This window comes from Geomonas paludis (assembly GCF_014193585.1).
Lineage (GTDB): Bacteria > Desulfobacterota > Desulfuromonadia > Geobacterales > Geobacteraceae > Geomonas > Geomonas paludis.
In genome coordinates this window covers 1-23,359 of sequence record NZ_BLXY01000002.1, presented here as the reverse complement: position 1 = coordinate 23,359, position 23,359 = coordinate 1, and the positions used below count along the sequence as shown (strand labels likewise).

15 protein-coding genes are annotated in these 23,359 nt (G+C 64.6%); 3 read left to right on the top strand and 12 right to left on the bottom strand.

Translation table 11 applies throughout. The features are described from left to right. Positions 1-149 precede the first annotated feature (149 nt). The 3 genes from H7687_RS05755 to H7687_RS05745 form a co-directional block, all read right to left on the bottom strand. Positions 150-1,214, bottom strand: coding sequence for an NADH:flavin oxidoreductase/NADH oxidase (locus H7687_RS05755; RefSeq protein WP_183346111.1), 1,065 nt, complete (start codon positions 1,212-1,214; stop codon positions 150-152). 94 nt (positions 1,215-1,308) lie between these two features. After that, positions 1,309-2,139, bottom strand: a complete 831-nt coding sequence (gene mutM / locus H7687_RS05750) for a bifunctional DNA-formamidopyrimidine glycosylase/DNA-(apurinic or apyrimidinic site) lyase (protein WP_183346110.1) — start codon at positions 2,137-2,139, stop codon at positions 1,309-1,311. A gap of 11 nt (positions 2,140-2,150) precedes the next feature. After that, on the bottom strand, positions 2,151-2,336 hold the full coding sequence (locus H7687_RS05745; protein WP_183346109.1) for a hypothetical protein: 186 nt from the start codon (positions 2,334-2,336) through the stop codon (positions 2,151-2,153). A 259-nt stretch (positions 2,337-2,595) separates the two neighbouring features. On the opposite strand from H7687_RS05745, the gene H7687_RS05740 reads away from it, so the two are divergent. Next, positions 2,596-4,989, top strand: a complete 2,394-nt coding sequence (locus tag H7687_RS05740) for a PAS domain-containing protein (RefSeq protein WP_183346108.1) — start codon at positions 2,596-2,598, stop codon at positions 4,987-4,989. Between the two features lie 657 nt (positions 4,990-5,646). Continuing rightward, positions 5,647-6,351 (top strand): GntR family transcriptional regulator, encoded by a 705-nt coding sequence (locus H7687_RS05735; RefSeq protein ID WP_183346107.1) that lies wholly within the window; start codon positions 5,647-5,649, stop codon positions 6,349-6,351. Between the two features lie 14 nt (positions 6,352-6,365). Here the strand turns inward: H7687_RS05735 and H7687_RS05730 are convergent, their stop codons facing one another. The 5 genes from H7687_RS05730 to H7687_RS05710 all read right to left on the bottom strand — a co-directional run bounded on the left by H7687_RS05730 (position 6,366) and on the right by H7687_RS05710 (position 14,896). Beyond that, positions 6,366-7,223: a sensor histidine kinase gene (locus H7687_RS05730; RefSeq protein WP_183346106.1), complete on the bottom strand. Its 858-nt coding sequence runs from the start codon at positions 7,221-7,223 to the stop codon at positions 6,366-6,368. A gap of 234 nt (positions 7,224-7,457) precedes the next feature. Next, positions 7,458-9,236 (bottom strand): acyl-CoA dehydrogenase FadE, encoded by a 1,779-nt coding sequence (locus tag H7687_RS05725; RefSeq protein ID WP_183346105.1) that lies wholly within the window; start codon positions 9,234-9,236, stop codon positions 7,458-7,460. 43 nt (positions 9,237-9,279) lie between these two features. Continuing rightward, complete coding sequence (locus H7687_RS05720; protein WP_183346104.1) at positions 9,280-10,452, bottom strand: thiolase family protein; 1,173 nt, start codon at positions 10,450-10,452, stop codon at positions 9,280-9,282. Between the two features lie 239 nt (positions 10,453-10,691). Next, positions 10,692-13,061: a 3-hydroxyacyl-CoA dehydrogenase/enoyl-CoA hydratase family protein gene (locus H7687_RS05715; protein WP_183346103.1), complete on the bottom strand. Its 2,370-nt coding sequence runs from the start codon at positions 13,059-13,061 to the stop codon at positions 10,692-10,694. Positions 13,062-13,087: 26 nt separating this feature from the next. Continuing rightward, positions 13,088-14,896 carry an AMP-dependent synthetase/ligase gene (locus H7687_RS05710; protein WP_183346102.1) on the bottom strand — a complete coding sequence of 603 codons (1,809 nt, stop codon included), beginning with the start codon at positions 14,894-14,896 and terminating at the stop codon, positions 13,088-13,090. A 315-nt stretch (positions 14,897-15,211) separates the two neighbouring features. Here H7687_RS05710 and H7687_RS05705 point away from each other — a divergent pair, with 315 nt between their 5' ends. Further along, positions 15,212-15,517 (top strand): hypothetical protein, encoded by a 306-nt coding sequence (locus tag H7687_RS05705; protein WP_246404647.1) that lies wholly within the window; start codon positions 15,212-15,214, stop codon positions 15,515-15,517. A 3-nt stretch (positions 15,518-15,520) separates the two neighbouring features. On the opposite strand, the gene H7687_RS05700 is transcribed toward H7687_RS05705, so the two are convergent. From H7687_RS05700 to H7687_RS05685, 4 genes are read right to left on the bottom strand one after another with little or no spacing between them, the layout of a single operon-like run. Then, a complete protein-coding gene (locus tag H7687_RS05700) occupies positions 15,521-17,635 on the bottom strand; it encodes a putative bifunctional diguanylate cyclase/phosphodiesterase (RefSeq protein ID WP_183346101.1) in 2,115 nt (704 codons plus the stop codon). A 3-nt stretch (positions 17,636-17,638) separates the two neighbouring features. Continuing rightward, positions 17,639-21,142 carry a PAS domain-containing sensor histidine kinase gene (locus tag H7687_RS05695; RefSeq protein WP_183346100.1) on the bottom strand — a complete coding sequence of 1,168 codons (3,504 nt, stop codon included), beginning with the start codon at positions 21,140-21,142 and terminating at the stop codon, positions 17,639-17,641. A gap of 16 nt (positions 21,143-21,158) precedes the next feature. Then, entirely contained in the window at positions 21,159-22,745 is a 1,587-nt protein-coding gene (locus H7687_RS05690) for a sensor histidine kinase (protein ID WP_183346099.1), read from the bottom strand. Continuing rightward, positions 22,742-23,140: a response regulator gene (locus H7687_RS05685; protein ID WP_183346098.1), complete on the bottom strand. Its 399-nt coding sequence runs from the start codon at positions 23,138-23,140 to the stop codon at positions 22,742-22,744. The genes H7687_RS05690 and H7687_RS05685 overlap by 4 nt, the downstream gene beginning before the upstream one ends. Between the last annotated feature and the right edge of the window lie 219 nt (positions 23,141-23,359).

Sequence of the window (23,359 nt, the reverse complement as noted above, 5' to 3'; positions counted from 1 at the left end):
CCTTTGATTGCTGCTGCGACCGAGACAATATTCCCGCCGCTGTATTCAGTGATTCACGTCCCTCTTTATAGCATGAAGCGTCGGCTCAGTCAGGAAAATAAGCATCGACACCGGAAAGTGCAAGGGGGGATGCGGGAAACTTGCACAGGTCATTTCGCCCTCTCGTACTGCACGGGCCAGGGCGGATCCACGCCCAGCGCCTTGGCGGCGTGCAGCGGCCAGTACGGGTCGCGCAGCATCGCCCGCGACAGGAATACGGCATCGGCAAGGCCGGTGGCCACGATCTGCTCGGCCTGGACCGGGTCGGTGATCACCCCCACCGCGCCGGTCGGGATGCCCACCCCGTTCCTGATGGCCGTGGCGAAGGGGGTCTGGAAACCGGGGCCGAACGGTGGCATGGCTTCGGGGACCATGCCGCCGGTGGAGCAGTCGATCAGGTCGATGCCGATCTGTTTCAGCGCACGGGCCAGGTACAGCGTCTGTTCCAGGTCCCAGCCTCCTTCCATCCAGTCGGTGGCCGAGACCCTGACGAAGACCGGCAGGTGCACCGGCCAGATCTCGCGCACCGCCTTGGCGACGCGCAGCGGGAACCGGCAGCGGTTTTCGAGCGAGCCGCCGAATTCGTCGCTGCGCTGGTTGGAGAGCGGCGACAGGAACTGGTGCAGCAGGTAGCCGTGCGCCATGTGGATTTCGACCACCTCGAACCCGGCCTCGATGCTGCGCCGTGCCGCGGCGGTGAACTGCCCCAGCAGCGTTTCCAGGTCCTGCAGGGTCGCCTCGCGGGGGATCACCGGCTCCTCCCTGGAAAACGGTACCGGGCTCGGACCGATGGTCTGCCAGCCGCGATGGTTGACGTCCACCGGGCGTCCACCCTTCCAGGGGAGGTCGGTGGAGGCCTTGCGCCCGGCGTGGGCGAGCTGGATGCCCGGGATGGCGCCCTGCTCCTTTATGAAGCGCGTGATGGGGACGAAGGCGGCGGCGTGCTCGGCGCTCCAGATGCCGCTGTCGTCGGGGGAAATGCGCCCCTGGGGGGTGACCGCGGTCGCCTCGACCATGACCAGCCCGGCGCCGCCTACGGCGCGACTCCCCAGGTGCACCATGTGCCAGTCGGTGGGGAGCCCCTCCTTGCTGGAGTACATGCACATCGGCGACACGAAGATGCGGTTCCTGAAGACCAACTCGCGCAGGGTAAGCGGGGTGAAAAGGATGCTCATGCTGGAAAACCTCCTGAAGCTGGCGTGATGTGGCAGGGGTGCGTCTGCGGCAGTTTAGCAGGCATCGGGACAACTGCAACGAAATCAGGGGCGGTCACGGCGCTGTCCGCTGCTCCGGCTGGCACTGCGGGCAGAAGAAGGTGGAGCGGTTGCCGAGCCTCCCCCTGCGGATGGCGGTGCCGCACTCCCGGCAGGGCAGCCCTTCCCTGCCGTAGACGTAGAGCTGCTGCGGGAAATAGGCGAGCTTCTCTTCGGCTTTGCGGAAGTCCATGCTGGCGCGCCCGGCGGCGATGGACGCGGCGAGGGTCTCCTTGATGGCGCTGACCAGTGCGGCGCAGCCGGCCGCGGTCAGCTCGCCCGCCGGGGTATCCGGGTGCAGGCGGCAGCGAAACAGGCTTTCGGCCGCATAGATGTTGCCGATGCCCGCCACGACGGCGCTGTCCATCAGGAACCGCTGCAGGGCGACCCTCCGGCCGCGGCTCAGCCGGTACAGGTAATCCGGCCCGAAGGCGTCGGTGAGCGGCTCGGGGCCGATCTTCTTGAGCAACTGGTGCTGCAGCGGGTCGGAGCCGGTGAAGTGGATGGAACCGAAACGGCGCGGGTCGTTGAGCCGGAGCACGAGTCCGGAGTCGAGGCGCAGGTCGAAATGGTCGTGCGGGCCGGGGGGCACCGAGGCCGGCACCAGGCGCAGGTGGCCGGTCATGCCCAGGTGCAGAAGCAGCGAGCCGGCGCTGCAGGTGAGGATCAGGTACTTGCCGCGGCGCTGGACCGAACGGATGGTCTGGCCCACGAGGAGCTCGCGGAGCCCCTCCGGGACCATGTTGCGCAGCTTGGCGATGTGCATCTCCACGGACGCGATGCGGGCGCCGGCCAGGTGGTCCGCTATCCCCAGCCGGGTTACTTCTACTTCGGGTAACTCTGGCATGACCGCTCCGGTTACTTGTCCAGCGGCATGGGGCTGCAGACGTTGTCTTCCGAGTTCGCCTCCGCCCCACAGGTGAAACAGACCACGGTCGGGCGGTCGGTGATGTGAGCGACATCGTCCAGGCGCCCGGCGCTTTTGAGCATGCAGATGTGTCCGGTGTGTTTGGCGCCGCAGTGGCAGGTTTGCGTGGCTTCCATATCATCCCCCTTTGTCTGACGTATCCCTCATTACTACTGCAAACCTGCTGTGGCAGTCAACTCCTAGGTCGCTTATTGTCACGGCGTACGGCAATGTCATAAACTTTATGACATTATTTTTTTATAATTTATTGTTGCTACTTTTTGATATTGTGGTTATATTAGAAAAAACTTTAACTATACCTGTCCTGCCCGCGCTGTGACAGAAGTGAGCGGGAACCTCGAACGCTTGGACACGACGTTGCCCAAGGGGGAGTGCATGAATCGATTGTCGCAGGTAAACCAGGTTGCCGATCACAACAGCAGCGCTCCCCGCACCTGCATCGGCGGCGACGCCCTGGCGCTGTCCCAGCCCGCCCCGTCCGGGCCTGCCTACGAAGAGCTGCTGCGCAACATGTTCCGGGCCGCCCCCTTGGGGGTGTACCAGACCGATAACGACGGCCACCCGCCGGCTTCGGTCTTGAGCTGCCCGGCGGGCCCCGCCGGCGTCGGCGCCCACCGGGCCGGCTATATCAACCCGCAGGAGCGCAAGGGACTGGCCGCATCCTTCCAGGCCGCCATGGAGGCGGGACACCAGTGGCAGCAGCAGTTCCGCTACCGCTTCGCCGATGGCGCGGTCAGCGTGCTTCAGGCGGTAGTCGCCCCGCTGCGCGATGAAAGGGGCGCACCCACCGGCTACCAGGTCTGCACCATCGACGTCACGGCACAGCACCATGCCCAGCAGGAGCTGGCCCTGAGCGACGACCGGCAACGGGTCGCCCTGGATGCGGCGGAGCTCGGCATCTGGGATTTCGACGTCACCGGCAACGACTGCTACTTCAGCCCTTTGTGCTACCAGATGCTGGGCTACAGCGGCGGACAGATGCAGGTGCGGCTCGAGGACTGGACCAACATCATCCACCCGCAGTACCTCGACAACGCGCGCCGGGTACTGGAGGACTGCATCAGCGGCAGCATCGACAAGTTCGAGCTGGAGTTCCGCCTGAAGACCAACGAGGGGAAGTGGCACTGGTACCGCTGTACCGGCAAGGCAGCCGAGCGCGATGCCGGCGGCAGGGCCAGCCGCCTGGCCGGCACGCTGCTGGACATCAACCAGGCCAAGCTCATGGAGCACCTGCTGCAGATGGAGCACGGCCTGCTGAACCTGATCACCTCGACCAGCCCGGTGGGCATCATGTTCATCGAGTCCGACGGCAACATCACCTTCGTCAACCCCAGGGCGGAGCGGATCCTCGGCCTGACCAAGCAGCAGATGGCGCACCGGGAGCCGGCCGTCGTCGACGCCATCTTTTCCGTCGAGGATGATGCTGGCGCCGGCATCGAAGTTTCGCTGGGCCAGATCCTGGAACAGGGACGTTGCCTGCTGCAATCCTGCTTCGTCTTCACCCGCCCCGACGGCGGCAGCGCGGTGCTCTCCATCAGCACGGCCCCCTTCCTGGACCCCGCCAGCACGGTAAGCGGCACGGTGGTGACCCTGGAGGACGTGACCGAGCAGAAGACGCGTGAGCAGGTGCTGGCGGACAACGACCGCCTGCTGCGGGAGACGCAAAGGATCGCCCAGTTGGGGAGCTACGTGCTCGATATCGCGCAGGACCACTGGGCCTGCTCCAGCAAGCTCGAGGAGATCCTGGGCATCGACGCCGGCTACCCCAAGACCATGCAGGGACACTTCGACATCGTGCACGAGGAGTTCCGGGAGCAGTTCATCGACAGCTACCGCGCCGCCATCAGCAAAAACCGCCCCTTCGAGCACGAGTACAAGATCAGAAGGCACAACGACGGCGAGGAACGCTGGGTGACCGAGTGCAGCGAGCTGACCTGGGACGCGGCGTGCAAGCAGGCGCGCATGATCGGCACCATCAAGGACATCACCGAGCGCAAGGCCGCCGAGGAGGCGATCCGCAACCTCAACGACGAACTGGACCGCCGGGTCATCGAGAGGACCTCGCAACTGGAGGCCGCCAAGAAGGAGATTGAATCCTTCAGCTACTCGGTCTCCCACGACCTGCGCGCGCCGCTCAGGCACATCAACAGCTACAGCGCCATCCTGATCGAGGAGTACGGCGAATCCCTCCCCGAGGACGCACGCTACTACCTGGAGCGGATCTGCACCGCCAGCAACAGGATGGGCAAGCAGATCGACGACCTGCTTGCCCTCACCCGGGTTGGCCGGGCCATCATGAAACGGAGCACCTTCAACATCAGCCAGCTTGCTGCCGACGTGGTGGACATGCTCAGCGAGGAGTCCGACAATCCCCCGGAATTCGTGGTGCAGCCGGGCATCAGCGCCTACGGCGACAGCGCGTTGGTGCGGCTGGTATTGCAGAACCTCCTGGGCAACTCGGTCAAGTATTCCTCGCGCGCACCCTTCCCGCGCATCGAGTTCGGACAGACCCAGGTGGCAGGAAGGCACGCCTTCTTCGTCCGTGACAACGGGGTCGGCTTCGACATGGCCTACGTCGAGAAGCTGTTCCAGCCCTTCCAGCGCCTGCACGGTTCCGAGTTCGAGGGGACCGGCATCGGCCTCGCCACGGTGCGCCGCATCATCGAGCGCCACGGGGGGAGCATCTGGGCCGAAGGCAAGGAGCACGAGGGTGCGACCTTCTACTTCACCCTCTCCCACCCGCGCAAATCCGACTCCAGTTCCCGCTAGAGCATCCTGCCGGTTGACACTCCCTGCACCGCGGGGCGGTCCTTTCCTATTGCATCTGTAGGGGCGAATAATCAATTCGCCCCGATTCTCGACGGACATTGACGCCGCATCAGTTGGGCCCGCGCGCGTGGGCGAATGATTTACCTGATTACGACAATCCTCCGCTAATTCCCTCTCCCTCTGGGAGAGGGTGCCCGAAGGGCGGGTGAGGGAGGTGCCACGAAGCGGGATCATTGCCTATTGCAGCGCCCTCACCCCAGCCCTCTCCCAGAGGGAGAGGGGGATGGGCATCTGGGAGGAAGATCATCGCAGTCAGGATGATTATTTGCCCCTACAGGCACGGTGTCCGTAACCGTCTCTCCCTGCTTTTCACCCTTCTGGTATTAAAACGGTGTCTACTACTATGGCGTCTGCGATCGCCACAACTGCAGTCCCATTGCCGGATGCAGTAACTGCAGCGGCTGGGGAGTTTTCCCTAATGCCCGATTTCCCACGCCAGTAGTGCATGTTGGCGGCCGGTGCTGACAAAAAAATTGATTGTCAAATAATCAAAACTATGTTTTAAATGTGTATACACCTGCGACTGACCCGAAACCGTCAGCGCAGCAGACCAAAGGCATGCCAGCCCGCCTGCGGTCGAATATAAGCGAGGCGCCTATGAGGAAAACCTGCCAGATGGTGGAGAAGGCTTTGGTGGACGGGATGTTGAAGGGGGAGTTCAAGCCGGGAAGTCCGCTGCTGAGCGAGCGGGACCTGGCGGAGCGCTTCGCGGTCAGCAGGACCACGGTACGCGAGGCGCTGCAGAAGCTGCAGGACGCGGGATGGATCTCGGTGCAGCAGCGCCACGTCACCATCGTCAAGGATTTCTGGTCCCAGGGGGACCTGGAGATCCTCTCCTCCATCACCAGGAACAGCGACCCTTTTCCTTTCGAGTTGGCGACCCACCTGCTGGAACTGAGGGTCCAGTTCGCTCCTGATTATGCCCGCCGGGCCGTCGAGAATAACGCCGCCGGGGTGGCGGCGGTGCTCAAGAAGGCGGAGAAACTGCGTAACTGCTCGTCGGCCCTGGTCAACTTCGACTGGGAGCTGCACCTGGCCATGGCGGTGATGTCGGGCAACCGCATCTATCCCCTGATGCTGAACAGCTTTGCCGGCGTCTACTCCAAGCTCAGGTCGGCCCTCTTTTCCAGGGACAAGCACCGGCTGCAGCTGCGTGACTACTACCGCGAGATGCTGGCCGCCGCCACTGCCGGCAACGCCCTGCTGGCGGAGAACATCACCCGGGCGGCAATGCTGATGAGGCTGAACGATTTCAAGCTGTACTTCGGCTCGCTCAATCCGGACTGCCCTGCCCCGGCCTAGCCCAACGGCACCGGTCAGCTGCCCAGGGTGAAGTAGAAGGTCGCCCCCCCGTTTACCTCCGCCTCCGCCCAGATCCTGCCGCCATGCCGGTTGATGATGCGCTGCACGATGGCGAGCCCGATCCCGAGCCCCGGGAATTCCTCTTCCCGGTGCATGCGCTGGAACGGGCCGAAGAGCCGGTCGGCAAAGCGCATGTCGAAGCCGGCCCCGTCGTCCCGCACGAAATAAACCACCTCATCCCCGTCCTGCCTGCTGCCGACCTCGATGGTGGCGGACTCGTTCTTGGCCGTGAATTTCCATGCGTTTTCCAGAAGCTGCTCCAGGGCGGTGCGCAGCAGCACCGCGTCTCCGTGCGCGGGGAGCCGATCCGGGACCTTGAAGGTCACCTTTCTGCACGGATCCCCCTCCTTGGCGCAGGCGGCGTAGCTGTTGGCCATCTGGCTCAGGTCGAGGTTCAGCGGGGTCATGTCCTGGCGCCCGATGCGCGACAGCGCCAGCAGCGCGTCCACCAACCCCTCCATCTTGCGTCCCGCCCGGACGATACAGTCGAGGTAGCTGTGCGCGGTCGGCTCCAGGCTGTCGCCGTAGTCTTCGAGCAGGGCGTTGCTGAAGCCGATCAGGTGCCGCAGCGGGGCGCGCAGGTCGTGGGAGACGGCGTAGCTGAAGGTTTCCAACTCCTTGCCCAGGTTCTCCGCCGTGGCCTTGTGCCGGGTCAGCTCCCGCTGGGCCTCGGCGAGCCTGCTTTCACAGTCGTCGGCCGGCTCGCGATCAGGTTGCTGCGAGCCGTCGCGCCGCGCCGCGACCTGTGCGCCGCTGCCGGCGCCCTTCCGGGCGCCCCCCTTGCGCTCGCCCTTGCTGTTAGGCGCGTCCATGTGCTCCTCCCGCTGCTACTGACTCAGCCCGCTTAAAACTCTCTTAAAAACAAATATTGCCACAACTCCTTGCGTTGCACCACTCTTAAAATAAACATTTTTACTCTCAGCTGCACCTTCTGACATACCCTTTCTCTGTTTGGAAGCTGCAGGCTGGGTCTTGGAAAAACAACGGGCCGGCTCTGCTGAAGTTTCACTCAGAGCCGGCCCGGGCCAGTGTCCGCAGCATGTCTGTCAGAAGGGGTATTTCTCGGCTTCTATGACCGTCTGGGCCAGGACCCGCTTGTCCTGGAGCAGACCCGCGGGTTGGTAGCGGGTGAACCGCCGGACCGCGCCCAATAAAACGGCCAGGGTATCCCCCTCCTCGCTGTAGAAGGCGGCCTTGCGGGCCGCGCTGGCGATCTTCTCGTTGGCGCCGAAGCAGAAGCTGCGCACCGCCGCGGTCACCGCGCGCCCCTTCGCATCGCTCAGGCGCGGCAGGATCTTGTCCGCGCGCAGCACCGCGCTTTCCATGGCGAAGATGTTGATGACGACGTCGGCCAGCGCCAGGAGCACCTCCTGCTCGTCCTTGATGGCCGTCTGGTACTTCTGTGCCGCGGAACCGGCCACCACCAGGAACAGTTGTTTGAGTCCGGCCAGCAGGGCCTTCTCCGCGGCGAAGGGGACGCTGTCGTCGGGCTCGTCGAAGGATGGCGTGGTGAGGGCGTCGAGCGCCTTCATCGCCTCGCGCTGCAGCGGGATCTCGCCCTTCAGCGCCCGCGTGAGCAGGGTCCCCGGGATCAGCAGCCGGTTGATCTCGTTGGTCCCCTCGAAGATGCGGTTGATGCGCTCGTCGCGGTAGTAGCGCTCGGCGGGGTACTCCTGGATGAAGCCGTAGCCGCCGTGCACCTGGACCACCTGGTCGGCCACGAAGGCCAGCATCTCGGAGCAGAACACCTTGGCGATGGCGCACTCCATGGCGTATTCCTCGATCCCCTTCTGGTAGGCATCGTAGTAGTTGGGCGTCTCCTTGGGGATGGTGGCGAGCCGGTCGTCGATCAGGCCGGCCAGGCGGTACACGAGCGATTCCGACGCGAAGATCTCGGCGGCCATGTCGGCGAGTTTTTCCTGGATCGCGCCGAAGGAGGCGATGGGACGGCCGAACTGCTTTCTCAGCACCGCGTACTTCACCCCGTCGGCGAGGGCGAACTTTGCGGAACCGGTGACCGCGGCGCCGAGCTTGAAGCGGCCGATGTTGAGCACGTTGAAGGCGATCTTGTGCCCCTTGCCGATCTCTCCCAGGACATTTCCGACCGGGACCTGGACGTTGTCCAGGATGACCTGGGTGGTCGAGGACCCCTTGATGCCCAGCTTCTTCTCCTCCGGCCCGACGCTCACCCCGGCCATGGTCCGCTCCACGAGGAACGCGGTGAAGTGCTCCCGGTCCACCTTGGCGAAGACGGTGTAGAGGTCGGCGATGGAGCCGTTGGTGGTGAACTGCTTGGTGCCGTTGAGGATATAGTGGCTGCCGTCAGCGGAGAGCGTGGCGCTCGCCTTGGCCCCCAGGGCGTCGCTGCCGGAGTCCGGTTCGGTGAGGCAGTAGGCGGCGACCCATTCGCCGCTGGTAAGTTTCTCAAGGTAGCGGGCCTTCTGCTCCTCGGTGCCGTAGTAGACCAGGGGCAAGGTGCCGATGCCGCTGTGGGCGGCGTAGGCGACCGAGAAGGAGCCCGAGCCGGAAATCTTCTCCGCCGCCAGCATGCTGGTCGCCTTGTCCAGCTCCAGTCCGCCGTACTCCTCGGGGACGTCGATCATCAAAAGCCCCAGTTCGCCGCAGCGCCTAAGCAGTTGCACCACCTTGTCGAAGTTCTGATGCTCGATCTCTTCGCGGGCCGGGATCACCTCGTTGGCCACGAACTGCTCGGTGGTGGCGCCGATCTGGCGCTGCTCGTCGCTGAAATCCTCCGGGACGAACACCTCGTCCTTGCCGGCCTCCGTGATCAGGAACTCCGCTCCTTTGAATACCCTTGCTGCCATGACACACCTCGTTAGTTGTAAGTGGAACCCCGGTCGGCCCGGCTCAGCTCAACTCGAAAATACCCGCCGCGCCCATGCCGCCGCCGATGCACATGGTGACCATGCCGTAACGCGTGCCGCGGCGCCGCATCTCGTGCAACAGGCTGGCGGTGAGCTTGGTGCCGGTGCACCCCAGCGGATGCCCCAGCGCGATGGCGCCGCCGTTGACGTTGACCCGCGCCGGATCGAGTCCCAGTTCCCCGAGGCAGGCGAGCGTCTGCACGGCGAAGGCCTCGTTGAACTCGATCAGTTCGATCTGGTCCTGGCTCATTCCCGCCATCTTCAGCGCCGCGGGGATGGCCTCCACCGGACCGATCCCCATGATCTCGGGAGGGACGCCTCGCACCGCGAAGGAGACAAAGCGGGCCAAAGGCTTCATGCCGGTCCGTTTCAGGAATTCCTCGGAGACCACCAGCGCGGCGGCAGCGCCGTCGGTCATCTGGGACGAATTGCCGGCGGTAACGGTGCCGTCCGCCTTGAAGGCGGGCTTGAGTTTCGCCAGTGCCTCCATGGTGGTGTCGCCCCTCACCCCGTCGTCGGCGTCGACCAGTTCCTCGACGCACTGCATCTTCCCCTTGTGCAGCGCGCAGTGCCGGGCCGGCACCGCAATGGTTTCCTCCACGAAGGTCCCCTGCGCCAGGGCGCGCGCCGCCTTCTGGTGGCTCGCCATGGCGAAAGCGTCCTGGTCCGCGCGGGAAATGCCGTACTTCTCTACCAGCCGCTCGGCGGTGATGCCCATGGAGGCGTAGGTCTCGGGCCATGAGCCGACCAGCCCCGGGTTGGCGCTGTACTTGTTGCCCCCCATGGGGATCATGGACATGCTCTCGGTCCCCCCGGCGATGATGCAGTCTGCGTTTCCCGCCATGATGCGGTCCGCCGCCGAAGCGATGGTCTGCAGCCCCGACGAGCAGAAGCGGTTCACGGTCATGCAGGGGACCTGGTACGGGATGCCGGCCTTGAACGCGGCGATGCGCGCCACGTTCATCCCCTGCTCCCCTTCCGGGAAGGCGCAGCCGATGATGACATCCTCGACCAGCGCCGGGTCCAGGGCGGTGCGTTCGACGAGCCCCTTGATGGCGATGGCGGCCAGGTCGTCGGGACGGACGTCCCTCAGCTTCCCCTTGTAGGCCTTGGTGGCCGGCGTCCGTACGGCTTCCACGATATATGCTGCTCGCATGGCGTTGCTCCTTTGCTGACTTCGGTTGAACTGGGTCGAGCTTCCTTCCCCCTCCCCGGCCCTCCCCCTCCTGGGGAGGGAGCTTGTGGTGCGGGCCCTGCCCGCCATCAGATAATCCCCTCTCCCCCCGGGAGAGGGTGCCCGAAGGGCGGGTGAGGGAGGAGCCACGAAGCGGGATCGTTGCCTATTGCAGCGCCCTCACCCCAGCCCTCTCCCGGAGGGAGAGGGGGATGGGTAACTCAATTCCGCAGTGGCTTCCCCTTCTTCAGCATGTGCTGGATGCGCTCCTGGGTCTTCTTCTGGCCGCAGAACTTCAGGAAGGTTTCCCGTTCCAGGTCCAGCAGGTACTCCTCGCTGACGATGGTCCCGGCCGGGACGTCGCCGCCGGTGATGACGTCGGCGATGCCGGAGGCGAGGTAGTGGTCATACGCGGAGATGAAGCCCCCCTGCTCCAGGTTCCAGAGCTGGGTCTTGATGCTGGCGGCGATGCCGCGGCCGGGCGCCTTGACCGCTGCCTCGGGCTTGCCCGGGCGGTAGTTGGCCGCGAGGGAGATGGCCTTCAGCTTGGCGTCGAAGATGCGGCGGTCCAGGGCCAGGGTGATGCCGTCGCCCGGGCGCATGAGCCCCATCGCCATCAGTTCTGTGGCGGAACTGCTCACCTTGGCCATGGCGATGTTCTGGTAGTTCTTCAGCAGAAACGGCGTGACGTCGGCGCCGTTGGCCTCGGCGAGCCGGACGGCCCTGAGCGCCATCTCCTTGGTGCCGCCGCCGGCCGGGATCAGCCCCACCCCGATCTCCACCAGCCCCATGTAGGTCTCGGCGTGGGCGTTGATGGCGTCGGCATGCAGGCAGGTCTCGCACCCGCCTCCCATCACCAGGCTGTGAGGGGCGGCGACCACCGGGATCCCGGAGTACTTGATGGCCATCATGGCGCGCTGGAACGATTTCACGGTGAGGTTCAGGTCGTCCCAGGCGCCTTCGGCGCAGGCCATGGCGATCAGCATCAGGTTGGCCCCGGCCGAGAAGAGGCTCCCCTCGTTGGCGATCACCATGCCCAGGCCGTCGGCCTCGCTGCGGCGCAGCCCCTTCTGGATCATGGCCAGCGTGTCGCCGCCCATCGTGTTCATCTTGGAATGGAACTCGAGGCAGAAGATGCCGTCGCCGATGTCGATGAGCGAGGCGGCGGCGTTACGTTCCACGACACCTGCGGCGCTTCTGAGCAGGGTGAGCGATACCTGGCCGCGGTTGAGCGGCACCTCCCGGTACTTCTTGTCCACGATGCTGTAGAAGAAGCGTTTCCCCTGCTCCACCCGGTAAAAGCTCTCCACCTCGCGCAGCCACTGCGGTAGCGCGACGCCGTCACGGTCGGCGCGGGCCACGAAGGAGGCGACGCCCAGGGCGTCCAGCAGCTCGAAGGGGCCGAGGTCCCAGTTGTAGCCCCACTTCATGGCGTTGTCCACGTTGACCACGTCGTCCGCGATTTCCGGCATCCGTTTGGCGGTGTAGATCAGGGTGTCGCGCAGCGTCCGCCAGGCGAAATCCGCCGCCTTGTCACTACCTTGCAGCAGCGCCTTGACCCGGGCGCCCGGGTCGTCGATCTGCCTGGCCGCCCCCACCGAGGCGAACTTCGGCGAGACACACTCGCGGTAGGCGCCGCTCTCCGGGTCGTAGCAGAGCTTGACGCTGTTGCCGTCCACCGTCTCCCGCTTGAAGAAGCCCCCCTTCCCTTTCTTCCCGGTCAGCCCCTCGGCGACCATGCGGCGCGTGCTTTCCGGCACCCGGAACAGTTCCCGTTCGTCGTCGCCGGTGAGGAGCTCGTAGCTGTTGTCCATGACCCGCACCACCGTGTCGATCCCCACCAGGTCCCACAGGGCGAAGGTGCCGGTCTTGGGGCGCGCCATGGCCTGTCCGGTGACGGCGTCGACCTCCTCGACGGAGAGCCCCATCTCCACCATGTGGCGCCAGGTGGCGGCGCCGGCATAGGTGCCGATGCGGTTGGCGATGAAGTTGGGGGTGTCCTTGGCGAAGACCACCCCCTTGCCCAGCCGCTTGTCCATGAAGGAGGCCATGCTGCGCAGCAGGTGGGGATCGGTGTCGCTGCAGGGGACCATCTCCATGAGCCGCATGTAGCGCGGCGGGTTGAAGAAGTGGGTCACCATGAAGCGGCGCCTCAACTCCGCCGGGAGCGCCTGCGCCAGTTCGTTCACCGACAGGCCGCTGGTGTTGCTGGAGAGAATGGCGTCTTGCTTCAGGTTCGGGACCACCTTGTCCCGGAACAGGCGCTGCTTTACCTCGAGGTTTTCCAGCACCACCTCGATGACCCAGTCGCACTCCGTGAGCCGGTGGCTGTCGTCGTCGAAGTTGCCGGTCTCGATCCAGGCCGCGTATTCGGGGGCGTAGAAGGCGGCGGGCCTGCTTTTGGCTAGGGCCGCCAGCGCCCGGTCGGCGATCTGGTTGCGCTGCGCCTTGTCCTCCGCGGGCGCCCCTTTGGCCTGTTCCGGCACCATGTCCAGCAGCAGGACCTCTATCCCCGCGTTGGCGAGGTGCGCGGCGATGGCCGCCCCCATGACCCCGGCCCCCAAAACTGCAACCCTCTTCATCTGTCTCATCACATCCTCCGGCTCCGGACGCGGCCTCAGTTCTCCGCGACGGTATACATCCGCTCTATCTTATCTTTATAACGCTCAGAAATCACCCGTCTTTTCACTTTCAGGGTCGGGGTGAGCTCTCCCGCCTCGATGGTGAAATCGCGCGGCAGCAGCGCGAACTGCTTGATGGTCTCGTAGTGCGCCAACTCCGCGTTGACCGCCTCGACCCGCTGCCGGTACAGCTCGAGCACCGGCTCGTGCACCACCAACTCCTCGAGATCGGTATATACGATCTTCTTCTCCTGGGCGAACTCCAGGAGCTTCTCCAGGGTCGGCACGAGCAGCGCGGTGAGGTAGGGCCTCTTGTCGCCGTAGACGTAGGCCTGGGAGATGTACTTGTCCCTCTTCAGGAGGTTCTCGATGGGCTGCGGCGCGATGTTCTTGCCGCCGGCGGTGACGATCAGGTCCTTCTTGCGGTCCGTGATCACCACGAAGCCCCCCTCGATGCGTCCGATGTCGCCGGTCTTCAGCCAGCCGTCGCTGAAGGCCTCCCGGGAGCTCTCCTCGTCCTTGTAGTAGCCGAGCATGACCTGGGGGCCGCGCGCCAACAGTTCGCCGTCCTGCGCCACGCGGAACTCGGTCTCCGCCAGCGGCGTCCCCACGGTGCCGAAGCGCAGCTGCTCGAAGGTGTTGTTGCAAAGGACGGGACTGGTTTCGGTGAGCCCGTACCCTTCCAGGATGGGAACCCCGATGCTCCAGAAGAACTCGTTGATCTCGCGGTCCAGCGGTGCGCCGCCGCTGGAGCAGAACTTGAGGTTGTTGCCGAAGCGCTGCCGCAGCTTGCTGAACACCAGGCGGTCCGCCACGGCGTGCTGCAGCGCGAGCCACAGCGGCACCTTCTTGTCGATGTACCGCGCGTAGACGTACCTGCGTCCGACGGCGAGCACGGTGCGGAACAGCTTTCTCTTGAACAGGGAAAGCTGGTGCACATGCTCGTAGATGCGTGAATGGATTTTCTCGAACAGCCTGGGCACGCTGACCATGATGGTGGGCTGGATCTCCAGCATGTTTTCCGCTATCTTCTCGATGCTGTCGGCGAAGGCGATCATCCCTCCGCTGGCGATGGGGAGGTAATAGCCGGTGCAGCGCTCCAGGACGTGGCTTAGCGGCAGGAAACTCAGGAAGACCTCACCCTCCCCCACCGCCGCCTTCTCGATGGTGGCGAAGGCGTCGAAGAGCAGGTTCCGGTGCGAGAGCATCACCCCCTTGGGAACGCCGGTGGTCCCGGAGGTGTAGATGATGGTCATCAGCGATTCGGGCCCGATGGCGTCGATGACCCCGAACAGTTCCTCCCGTTCCTGGTCGGTGATCGGGTCGTCTATCTCGGAGAGCTGGTAGAACGTGGTGAGCGGCAGCGACGGCTCTCCCAGGAAGCGCTCGAAGGAGACCGCCAGCTGCACCATGGGAATGGCGTCCTTGATCTTCAGCAGCTTTCGGTACTGCCATTTGCCGGAGATGAAGACGATGCGCGCGTCGCTGTGGTTGAGGGTGTATTCCACCTGGTCGGGGGTATTGGTGGCGTAGACCGGGACCGTCACTGCGCCGGCGCAGAGGATCCCCATGTCCGCTATGGTCCAGCCGACACGGTTTTCCGAGAGGATGGCCACCTTGTCGCCCGGCTTGATGCCGAGCTTGCGCAGGCCGCGCGCCACCATGAGGGCGCGATTGAAGAACTGGGAGTAGCTCAGGGTGACCCAGCTACCCTGCTTTCTGTACTTCACCGCCAGCTTTGTGTCCAGCCGGGCTGCCTGGTGCCGTAGCAGGTCAGGTATGGATCTAAAAGGCACCTTTTCCACGATAAGCTCCAATTAATACAGAAGAAAGACCATCCCTGTACTTAAAAGATAGTGCATGGCTCGGATAATACAAGAGTGACGCAGACACATTGGCAAAAAAGACTGGCACAGCATGAAGCAGGAAATTCGAAGAAAGATGAAACTGCTGGTACAGGAATAGTTTGACACGCTGCGGATCGACCAATATCATCACGATGACCGATTTGCCACGCCTGCTGCGAGAAAGAATCGGTTCCCCGACCTGCCACATCCAACCGGATTGATCGCTCTTGACATGATCAACGGAAAATTTTGCCGTCACGCAAGGAGTTAGCTGTGATTGAACCGATGATATCGGAAATGGAAGCTGCATTCTGCAAGGGAGTCTTCGACAAGGTCACCGTCTTTCGGTTTCACCTGGAACAGGATACCGTCACCATCGCGGTAGGTCCCGACGGGTATCGCGTGGTCAGGGGAGCGACGCCGGAGCCGGTCGACTGCGAGTGCAGCACCAGCGCCGCAATGTTCACAAAGATCTGGTACGACGCTTACCGCCCCGGCCTGATGGATTTCCTGGGCGGCGCGATCAGGTGCGACAATCCCCTGCTGCTGCCCGGTTTCCTGAAGGCCTTCGGCCGCTAGTCGCTACAGCGGGACTGCTCCCCGGAGCGCCGACCGGGCCAGCATCCCCTCGAACTGCGCCGCCGGCAGCGGCCGGCCGATCAGGTCCCCCTGCACCTCGTCGCAGCCGTAGTTCTGCATCAGCTCCAACTGTTCCGGCCGCTCCACCCCCACGGCGTTCACCTTGAGCTTCAGGCTGTGCGACATGCAGATCATCGCGGTCACCACGTCCAGGTTGTCCGGGTTGTCCAGGTTCCTGATGAAACTGCGGTCGATCTTCAGCTTGGCGATGGGAAGCTGCCTAATGCGCTGCAGGGACGAGGACCCGACGCCGAAGTCGTCCACCGAGAAGGCCACCCCCGCCTCGGTGAGGCGCAGCATGTTCTGCCGCGAGGAGAGGCCGTTGTCCATGATGGCCCGCTCCGGGATGTCCATCTGCAGCGTCCCCGCGCCGATGCCGGTTTCCGAGAGGGCGGCCAGGGTCTGCTCGAGAAAATGGGGTTGGTGGAACTCCCGGTTGGAGAGGTTCACGGCCAGGGAGAGGTCGAATCCCTTTTGCTGCCACTGCTTCACCTGCGCCAGGGCATGGTGGATGACCCACTCGCCGATGGGGACGATGACGCCGCTATCCTCGGCCACGGTGATGAACTGGTCCGGAAGCAGCAGCCCCCGGTCCGGATGGTGCCAGCGCAACAGGGCTTCGGCGGCGATGATGCGGCCGCTGCCCAGGCTCATGAGCGGCTGGTAGAGCAGTTCCAACTCCCCCCTGGCGACCGCCTGGCGCAGCTGCCGCTCCAGGTTCTGCCGGTTCATGGTCCGCTCGTTGATCTCGCTGTTGTAGAACTGGTAGCTGCTGTTGCGGTGCTGTTTCGCCGCGTACATGGCGCCGTCGGCCTTTTGCAGCAGTTCCTCGCTGCTGTCGCCGTCAGCCGGGAACATGCTGATGCCGACGCTCGTCCCCACCTTCACCTCGACCCCCTCCAGCCGGAACGGCATCTGGAACACACCCATGATCTTGTTGACCACGGTGCCGACGTCGTCGGTCTGCGCCAGGTCGGGCATGAGCACGTTGAACTCGTCGCCGCCGATGCGGGCCACCGTGTCGGACTCGCGCACGCACCCCTTCAGCCTCTGCGCCACCGACTGCAGCAGCAGGTCGCCCGCCGCGTGCCCCAGGGTGTCGTTGATCTGCTTGAAGTGGTCCAGGTCCAGGAAGAGCACCGCCAGGTTCTTGCGGTTGCGGCGTGCCTGGGCCAGCTCCAGCGCCAGGAAGTCCAGGAAGAGCTTGCGGTTGGGGAGGTCGGTCAGCGGATCGTGCTGCGCCTGGTGCTTGATCACCTGTTCCAGCCGCTTGCGCTCGCTGATGTCCTTGAACAGGGTGAGCAGGAAGGGAGTGCCGTCCATCTCGATGCAGTCGGCCGACACCAGCCCCTCCAGTTCCTGCCCCGACTTGGCCCTGATGCGCACCTCGAGGTCGCGCACCGAACCCTTTTCCGACAGCTCGAGCAGCAGCGCCTCGGACTGGGCCGGTTCGAGCCACAGCCCCAGTTCCTCGCTGCTGCGCCCGATCACCTCGTCCCGGTCGAAACCCAGCACCCTGAGGAAGGCCTCGTTCACCTCCACCAGCCGGCCGTCAGTCAGGCCGGCGATGCTCAACAGGTCGGGGGTGGCCTGGAATATGGCGGAGAAGCGCCGCTCCGAGGCGCGCAGCGCCGCCACCTGCTGGGCCACCAGCCGTCGCAGGGTGATCTTCTCCCCGACCCGGTCCAGCACCCGGAACAGTTCCGGATAGTTGACCGGCTTCAGGATGTAGTGGTCCATGCCGATTTCGATGGCGTTCATGAGGTAGGCGGTCTCGCTGTGGGCGGTGACGGCAACGATGGTGGCGTCGGGATTGAGCTGCCTGATCTCGCGTGCCATGGCGATGCCGTTCATCTGCGGCATGTTGATGTCGGTCACCACCAGGTCCGGCTGGTACTGGCGGTACAGCTCCAGGCCCGCCCTGCCGTCGTCGGCCGAGTAGATCCTGATCCCGGGGTAGTTGAGGGAGAGCATCCTGGCGAGCATCTCCCGCGACTCGATCTCGTCCTCGACCAGGAGCAGGGAGACATCGTTGAAACGCTGGCGGGGCTGTTCCATCGGTCACACCTCAATGCAGAAGCGGGCGCCCTGTTCCGTGTTGGTGACGGTCAGGGTCCCCTTCATGTTCTTTTCGACGATGGTCTTGGACATGAACAGACCGATGCCGGTCCCCTTGTCGGGCCCCTTGGTGGTGAAATAAGGGTCGAACACCTTGTCGATGATGTCGGCGGGGATGCCGCCCGCGTTGTCCTCGATGCAGAGCACGGCCTTGCCGTGGTGCCGGCGCAGCCGTACCTCGATCCTGGGTTCGGGGATCTTGCGTTCCAGCAGCGCGTCCTTGGCGTTCATCAGGATGTTGACCAGTACCTGCGAGTACTCGTTGGGCGACCCGAAGATCTCTACCTCGGGGTCCGCCGCTACGTCGAAGGTGATCCTGGCCGCGGCGAAGGCGGCCTGGAGAATGGCCAGGGTCTGTTCCAGGACGGCGGCCGGCAGGAACTTCTGCTTCTCCTTTTCGGGGCCGAAGAAGTTGCGGAACCCGTCGATGGTCTGCGACATGTAATTGATGACCTGCATGGCCCGGGAGACGCTGTTTTCCAGGTACTCCTTGCTGAACAGCCCCTGCTCGTAAAAGCTGGGCAGTTCCTGGACGATGAGCCCCAGCGTGTTCAGCGGCTGGCGCCACTGGTGGGCGATGTTGCCGATCATCTCGCCCATGGCCGCCAGCCGTCCCTGCCGGATCAAGAGCTGTTCCTGGCGGCGCAGTTCTTCCACGGCACGGATCCGCTCGGTCATCTCCTCCCTGAGTGCGTCCTGCGCCAGCACGCTGTCGGTGATGTTGAGGCAGGCCCCGACGAGCCTGAGCGGGGCGCCGTACGCGTCGTAGGATACCCGCGCCCGCATGCTGAGCCAGCGCAGTTTGCCGTCGGGGGGGATGGCGCGGTAGTCGGCGCGGTACAGCCCGGCGCCGGTGGTGCTGCGGGCGTCCGTTACGATCTGTTCCAGCCGCTCGCGGTCCTCGGGGTGCACCATGCCCAGCACCGAATCGAGGTCGAGGTCGAGGTCGGGGTTGAGCCCGTAATGTTCCTTGGCGATGGGGGACCAGTCTCCTTTGCCGGTCTGCAGGTTGACGTCGAAGATGCCCAGGCCCGTGGCCTCGATGGCGAGCTTCAGCCTCGCTTCGCTCTCCTTGAGCGCCTGCTCGGCACGCTTCAGGTCGGTCAGGTCCACCGCGAATCCGATCCCCTCGGCGGTGGTGTCGGCCATCCGGGCCATCGCGGTGAGCGCGGCTACCGGTTCCTTACTGTTGCGCCTGATGAAAACCTTCTGGTAGGTCCTGCTGATGCCGCGGGTGATGGTCTCGTCCATGGCGGCACGGTCTTTTGCGTACTCCTCGGGAGGGGTGACCTCGGCCAGGCTCAGGGTCCCACCGCGGCACTCCTCGCCGCTGTAGCCGACCAGTTCGCAGTAGGCCTCGTTGGCGTCGGTGATGACCCCGTCCCGGTTCCAGAAGAAGATCGCGATCAGGCTGGACTCGTACAGCCAGCGGAACCTGGTTTCACTGGCGCGCAGCTTTTCCTGCATCTCGCGCAGGTCGTTGATGTCGGTGGCCGTGCCGTACCACTTGACCACCCTCCCCTCCTCGTCCAGTTGCGGGACCGCGCGGGTCAGGTGCCAGCGGTAACCGTCGTCGCGGTGCTTGATGCGCTGCTCGATCTGGTAGATCTCGCCGGTGGCGACGGCGTGGCTCCACGCGTGCGCGGTCGGTTCCCGGTCCTCGGGATGGATGCAGTCGTTGATCAGGCTGCCGGGGGCGCCCTTGGTCTGGATCAGGATGCAGCGCCGCACGCCGGTGTAGTTCTCGAAGTGGGCGTTGAGGTAGTCCAGGTTGCCGTCGGGGTTGGCGGTCCAGACGATCTGCGGCATCGAGTCGGCCAGGTCGCGGAAACGCTGTACCGACCTGCGCAGTTCCTCCTCGATCGCCTTGCGCCCGGTGACGTCGAAAATGACGCCGATGAAGCGGCAGGACGCCTCCTCGCACCAGAACCGCCCCAGCACGTTGACCCACAGCAGCGCCCCGTCGTCGGCCCGGAATACGCGGTGCTCGGAACTGAACAGCGCGTGTTCCCTGCTGGCCCGGTCCAGTTCCGCCAGGACCCGTTTCCTGTCGTCGGGGTGGATCCGGTCCTGCCACATGGAGAGCGTCGCCGGCCCGCTTGGCTCCTGCGGCGCGGCGTATCCCAGGACGAGAAAGTGGCGCTGCGACCAGATGCCGACTCCGCTGGAGGTGTCCATGTCGCAGGAGCCCATCTGCGCCGCATCCAGGGCGAGTTTCAGCCGCTCCTCGCTTTCCAGCAGGGCCTTGGCGGCGGTCCTGCTTTCGGTAATGTCGTTGAAGGCGATGAGGCCGGAGATGATGGCGCCGGAGATGTCACGCAGGGGGGTGGCGTTGACGCTGATGAAGCCACGGGTGCCGTCGCCGCGCAGGATCTGGTAGTCCTCGGCGAATACCGTCTCGCCCTGGCGGATGGCGCGGATCAGCGGGTAACGCTCGATGGGCACCGGCTTCCCGTCAGGGGTGAACATCTTCCAGCGGTCGAACTCGTCCGTGCCGGCCAGGTCTTCCACGTCCTCGCGGAAGATGGTCCGGGTCAACCCGTTTTGGTACACCACCTTGCCCGAAGGTGCCTCGGCGATGACCACACCTACCGGAAGCTGTTCGACGATCGCCTCGAAACGCTCCTGCTGGAAGGCCAGTTGCCTCAGCATGCTCTCCCGTTCCTCCTCTGCGGTCCGGCGTTCGGAAATGTCGCGGGCGATCATCTGGATGGCGTGCACGCCCTGGTAGTCGATGCGGGTCGACGACCCTTCCATGCACCGCTCGCCGCCGTCCAGGCGCAGCAGCCTGTATTCGAGCGTCGACGGCTCCTCTCCCCCCATTACCGTCTCGATCCCCTCGCGCATCGCCTGGCGGTCCGCCGGGTGCACCAGGTCCAGCACGCCGTGTTGCTGCAGTTCGGAGAGGGTGCGCGCGCCGTAGGCCCCCAGGGCCGCGCAGTTGGCGTAGAGGAAGGCGCCATCGCGGTGTACCAGCACCGCGTCCGGGGCCATCTCCACCAGGGAGCGGTAGTAGCGCTCGCTCTCCCGCAGCAGCCTCTCCTTCTGGATGCGCTCCGCATTTTCCCGCGCGATGATGGATATGCCGGTGAGGACTCCGTTGGCATCGAAGATGGGGGAAAGGGTGAGGGAGACGTGGACCTCGCGCCCCCCCTTGGCCAGGCGCACCGTCTCCAGGTTTCTGATTTTCTCCCCGCTCAAGACTTTGCGGGTGATCTGGTCCAGTTCCTCCAGGCGGTCCGGGGGGACCAGCATGGTGATGTTCTGGCCGACGGCCTCCTCGGCATGGTAGCCGTACAGGTTCTGCGCCGCCTGGTTCCAACTGGTGATGGTGCCGTCGGGGGCCTTGCTGAGGATGGCATCGTTGGACGAATCCACGATGGCGGCCAGATGCGCCATGGCGTCTTCCTTGTCCGCAGCCTGTATTGCCCCCGGTTTTCGTGTCATGAAGCCTCGCAAGCCGTCAGGTCTCCTTGAGATAGCTGCCCGACTCGGGATTGGGTTCCAGGGTGAAGTAGAAGCTGGCCCCCTCCCCTACCTCCCCCTCCGCCCACAAGCGTCCACCATGCCTGAGCACGATGCTGTGGGCGGTGGCCAGCCCGATCCCGGTCCCGGTCCAGCCGAACTCTTCGGGTGCGTGTATGGTCTGGAAGGGCTTGAACAACTTCTGGGCGTACTTCATGTTGAAGCCCACACCGTTGTCGCGCACGAAATAGGTCCGCCCCCCCTCCCTGTCGCTCCAGCCGAATTCGATGCGTGCCCGCTCGGTCCTGGAGGTGAACTTCCATGCGTTCTCCAGCAGGTGCCGCAGTGCCTTGCCCAATAGCTCCGGGTCCCCCTTGGCGCGGGCCCCGCCGGCTATGACGAACTCCACCCTGCGGCCGGGCGCGCCGGCGGCCAGTTCCCGGGCGATGTCGCGCGCCAGCTGGCTCAGATCGGTGTCGCGTATGTCCAGGGCGCAGCGCGCCAGGTGGGTCAGGCTGTTGAAGGCGTCCATGATCTGCTTGATCTGCTGCACCACGTTGGAGCTCCGCTCGGCGTACTGTCGGCAGTTGGCATGGCCGCAGGCGCTGCAGTCCTCCAAGAGCGCGGTGCAGAACCCTTCCAGGCGCGCCACCGGCGCCCTGAGGTCGTGGGAGACGAAGTAGCTGAAGTTTTCCAGTTCGCTCACCGTGGCCTGCAGCAGGGAGGTCCGCTGCAGGACGCGCCGTTCCAGTTCCTCGGTGAGCGAGCGGACCTGTTCCTCGGCGTGCTTCAGCTCGGTCACGTCGTGGCAGGTGCCGATCACGCCGGCCACGCTCTCCCCCTCCCTGACCCCCTCCACGTCGAGCCGCACGATGCGTACCGCCCCGTCCGGCCGCACCACCCGAACGAAGCTGTGTTCCGGCTGATGATGCGGATCCAGCGCGCTCTGCATCGAGTCGGCCACCCCGGCCCGATCGTCCGGGTGAAAGCGCTCCAGGAAGGACCGGTAGGAAGCAGGGACGGCGCCCGGCTCGACGCCGCAGATGCGGTACATCTCGTCGGACCAGTCCATGCTCTCGCTATCGAGGTTGCGCTGCCAGCTCCCCAGGTGGGCGATGCGCTGGCCGACCGCCAGCTGCCGTTCGCTTTGCGCCAGGCGCCGGTGCTGCTCGCTCACCAGCCGCTTCAGCTCGATCTGCTCCAGGACCTTGTCGAGCACGGTGAAGAGTTCCTGGTAGTTGAGCGGTTTGAGGACGTAGTGGTGCACGCCGATTTCGATGGCGCTCAGGAGGTAGGAGGTGTCGCTGTGGGCGGTGACGGCGATGATGCGGACTTCGGGGTTGATCGCCTTGATCTCGCGGGACATCCGGATGCCGTCCATGACCGGCATGTTGATGTCGGTCATCACGATCTCCGGGGTGTGCTGCCGGTACAGTTCCAATGCCTGCAAACCGTTGTCGGCGCAGTAAACGGTGAGGTTCGGGTAGTTCATGGCCAGCATCCGGGTGACCATCTGGCGCGCGTCGGCCTCGTCCTCGACGTAGAGCATGCTGACGGCTGCGCCCTCCCGATCCTCGTCTTTCATTGAGCCCCCTCGCTGCGGGACAGGATCCCCTTGAGCCGGTCCACCGTCATGGGCTTGTAGATGTAATCGACCACGCCCAGATCCCGGCACTGCTCCTGGTCGGTCTCGTTGTCCGACGAGGTCAGTATGGCTACCGCGAGACGCTGCAGCTTGTCACTGCCGCGGATGCCGCGCAGCAGGTCGAGCCCGCTGATCTTGGGGAGTTTCAGGTCCAGCAGCACCAACTTGATCTGGCGGTAGCTCTCATCCCGCTCCATGCGTTTGAGCAGCTCGTCGGCCTCTTCCCCGTCGCGCGCGGTAAGGATCTCGTGCTGGCAGGCCTTGCCGATGATGCGGCTGGCCAGGAACAGGTCGTCCGGGTTGTCCTCGATGAGCAGGATGTAGGATGGCGCCATGGGAACTCCCGTCGGCCGAAAAAAAGCCGAGCGTTTCAACGGTTGCTGCGTCTGCTCGGCCGCCTGCCGGTGTGGCAGTGTTAGAACGTGCGTCTTGTATGTTTACGATCAAGCAGCTAGATTTTCTGTTCCGGGACATGGCAGTTTGTTCGCGTCTTGGGTTCGAGCCCGTCGCAAAGCGTAAAACGCCATGTCCTCTTCTTCACAGCCCGAACGGTT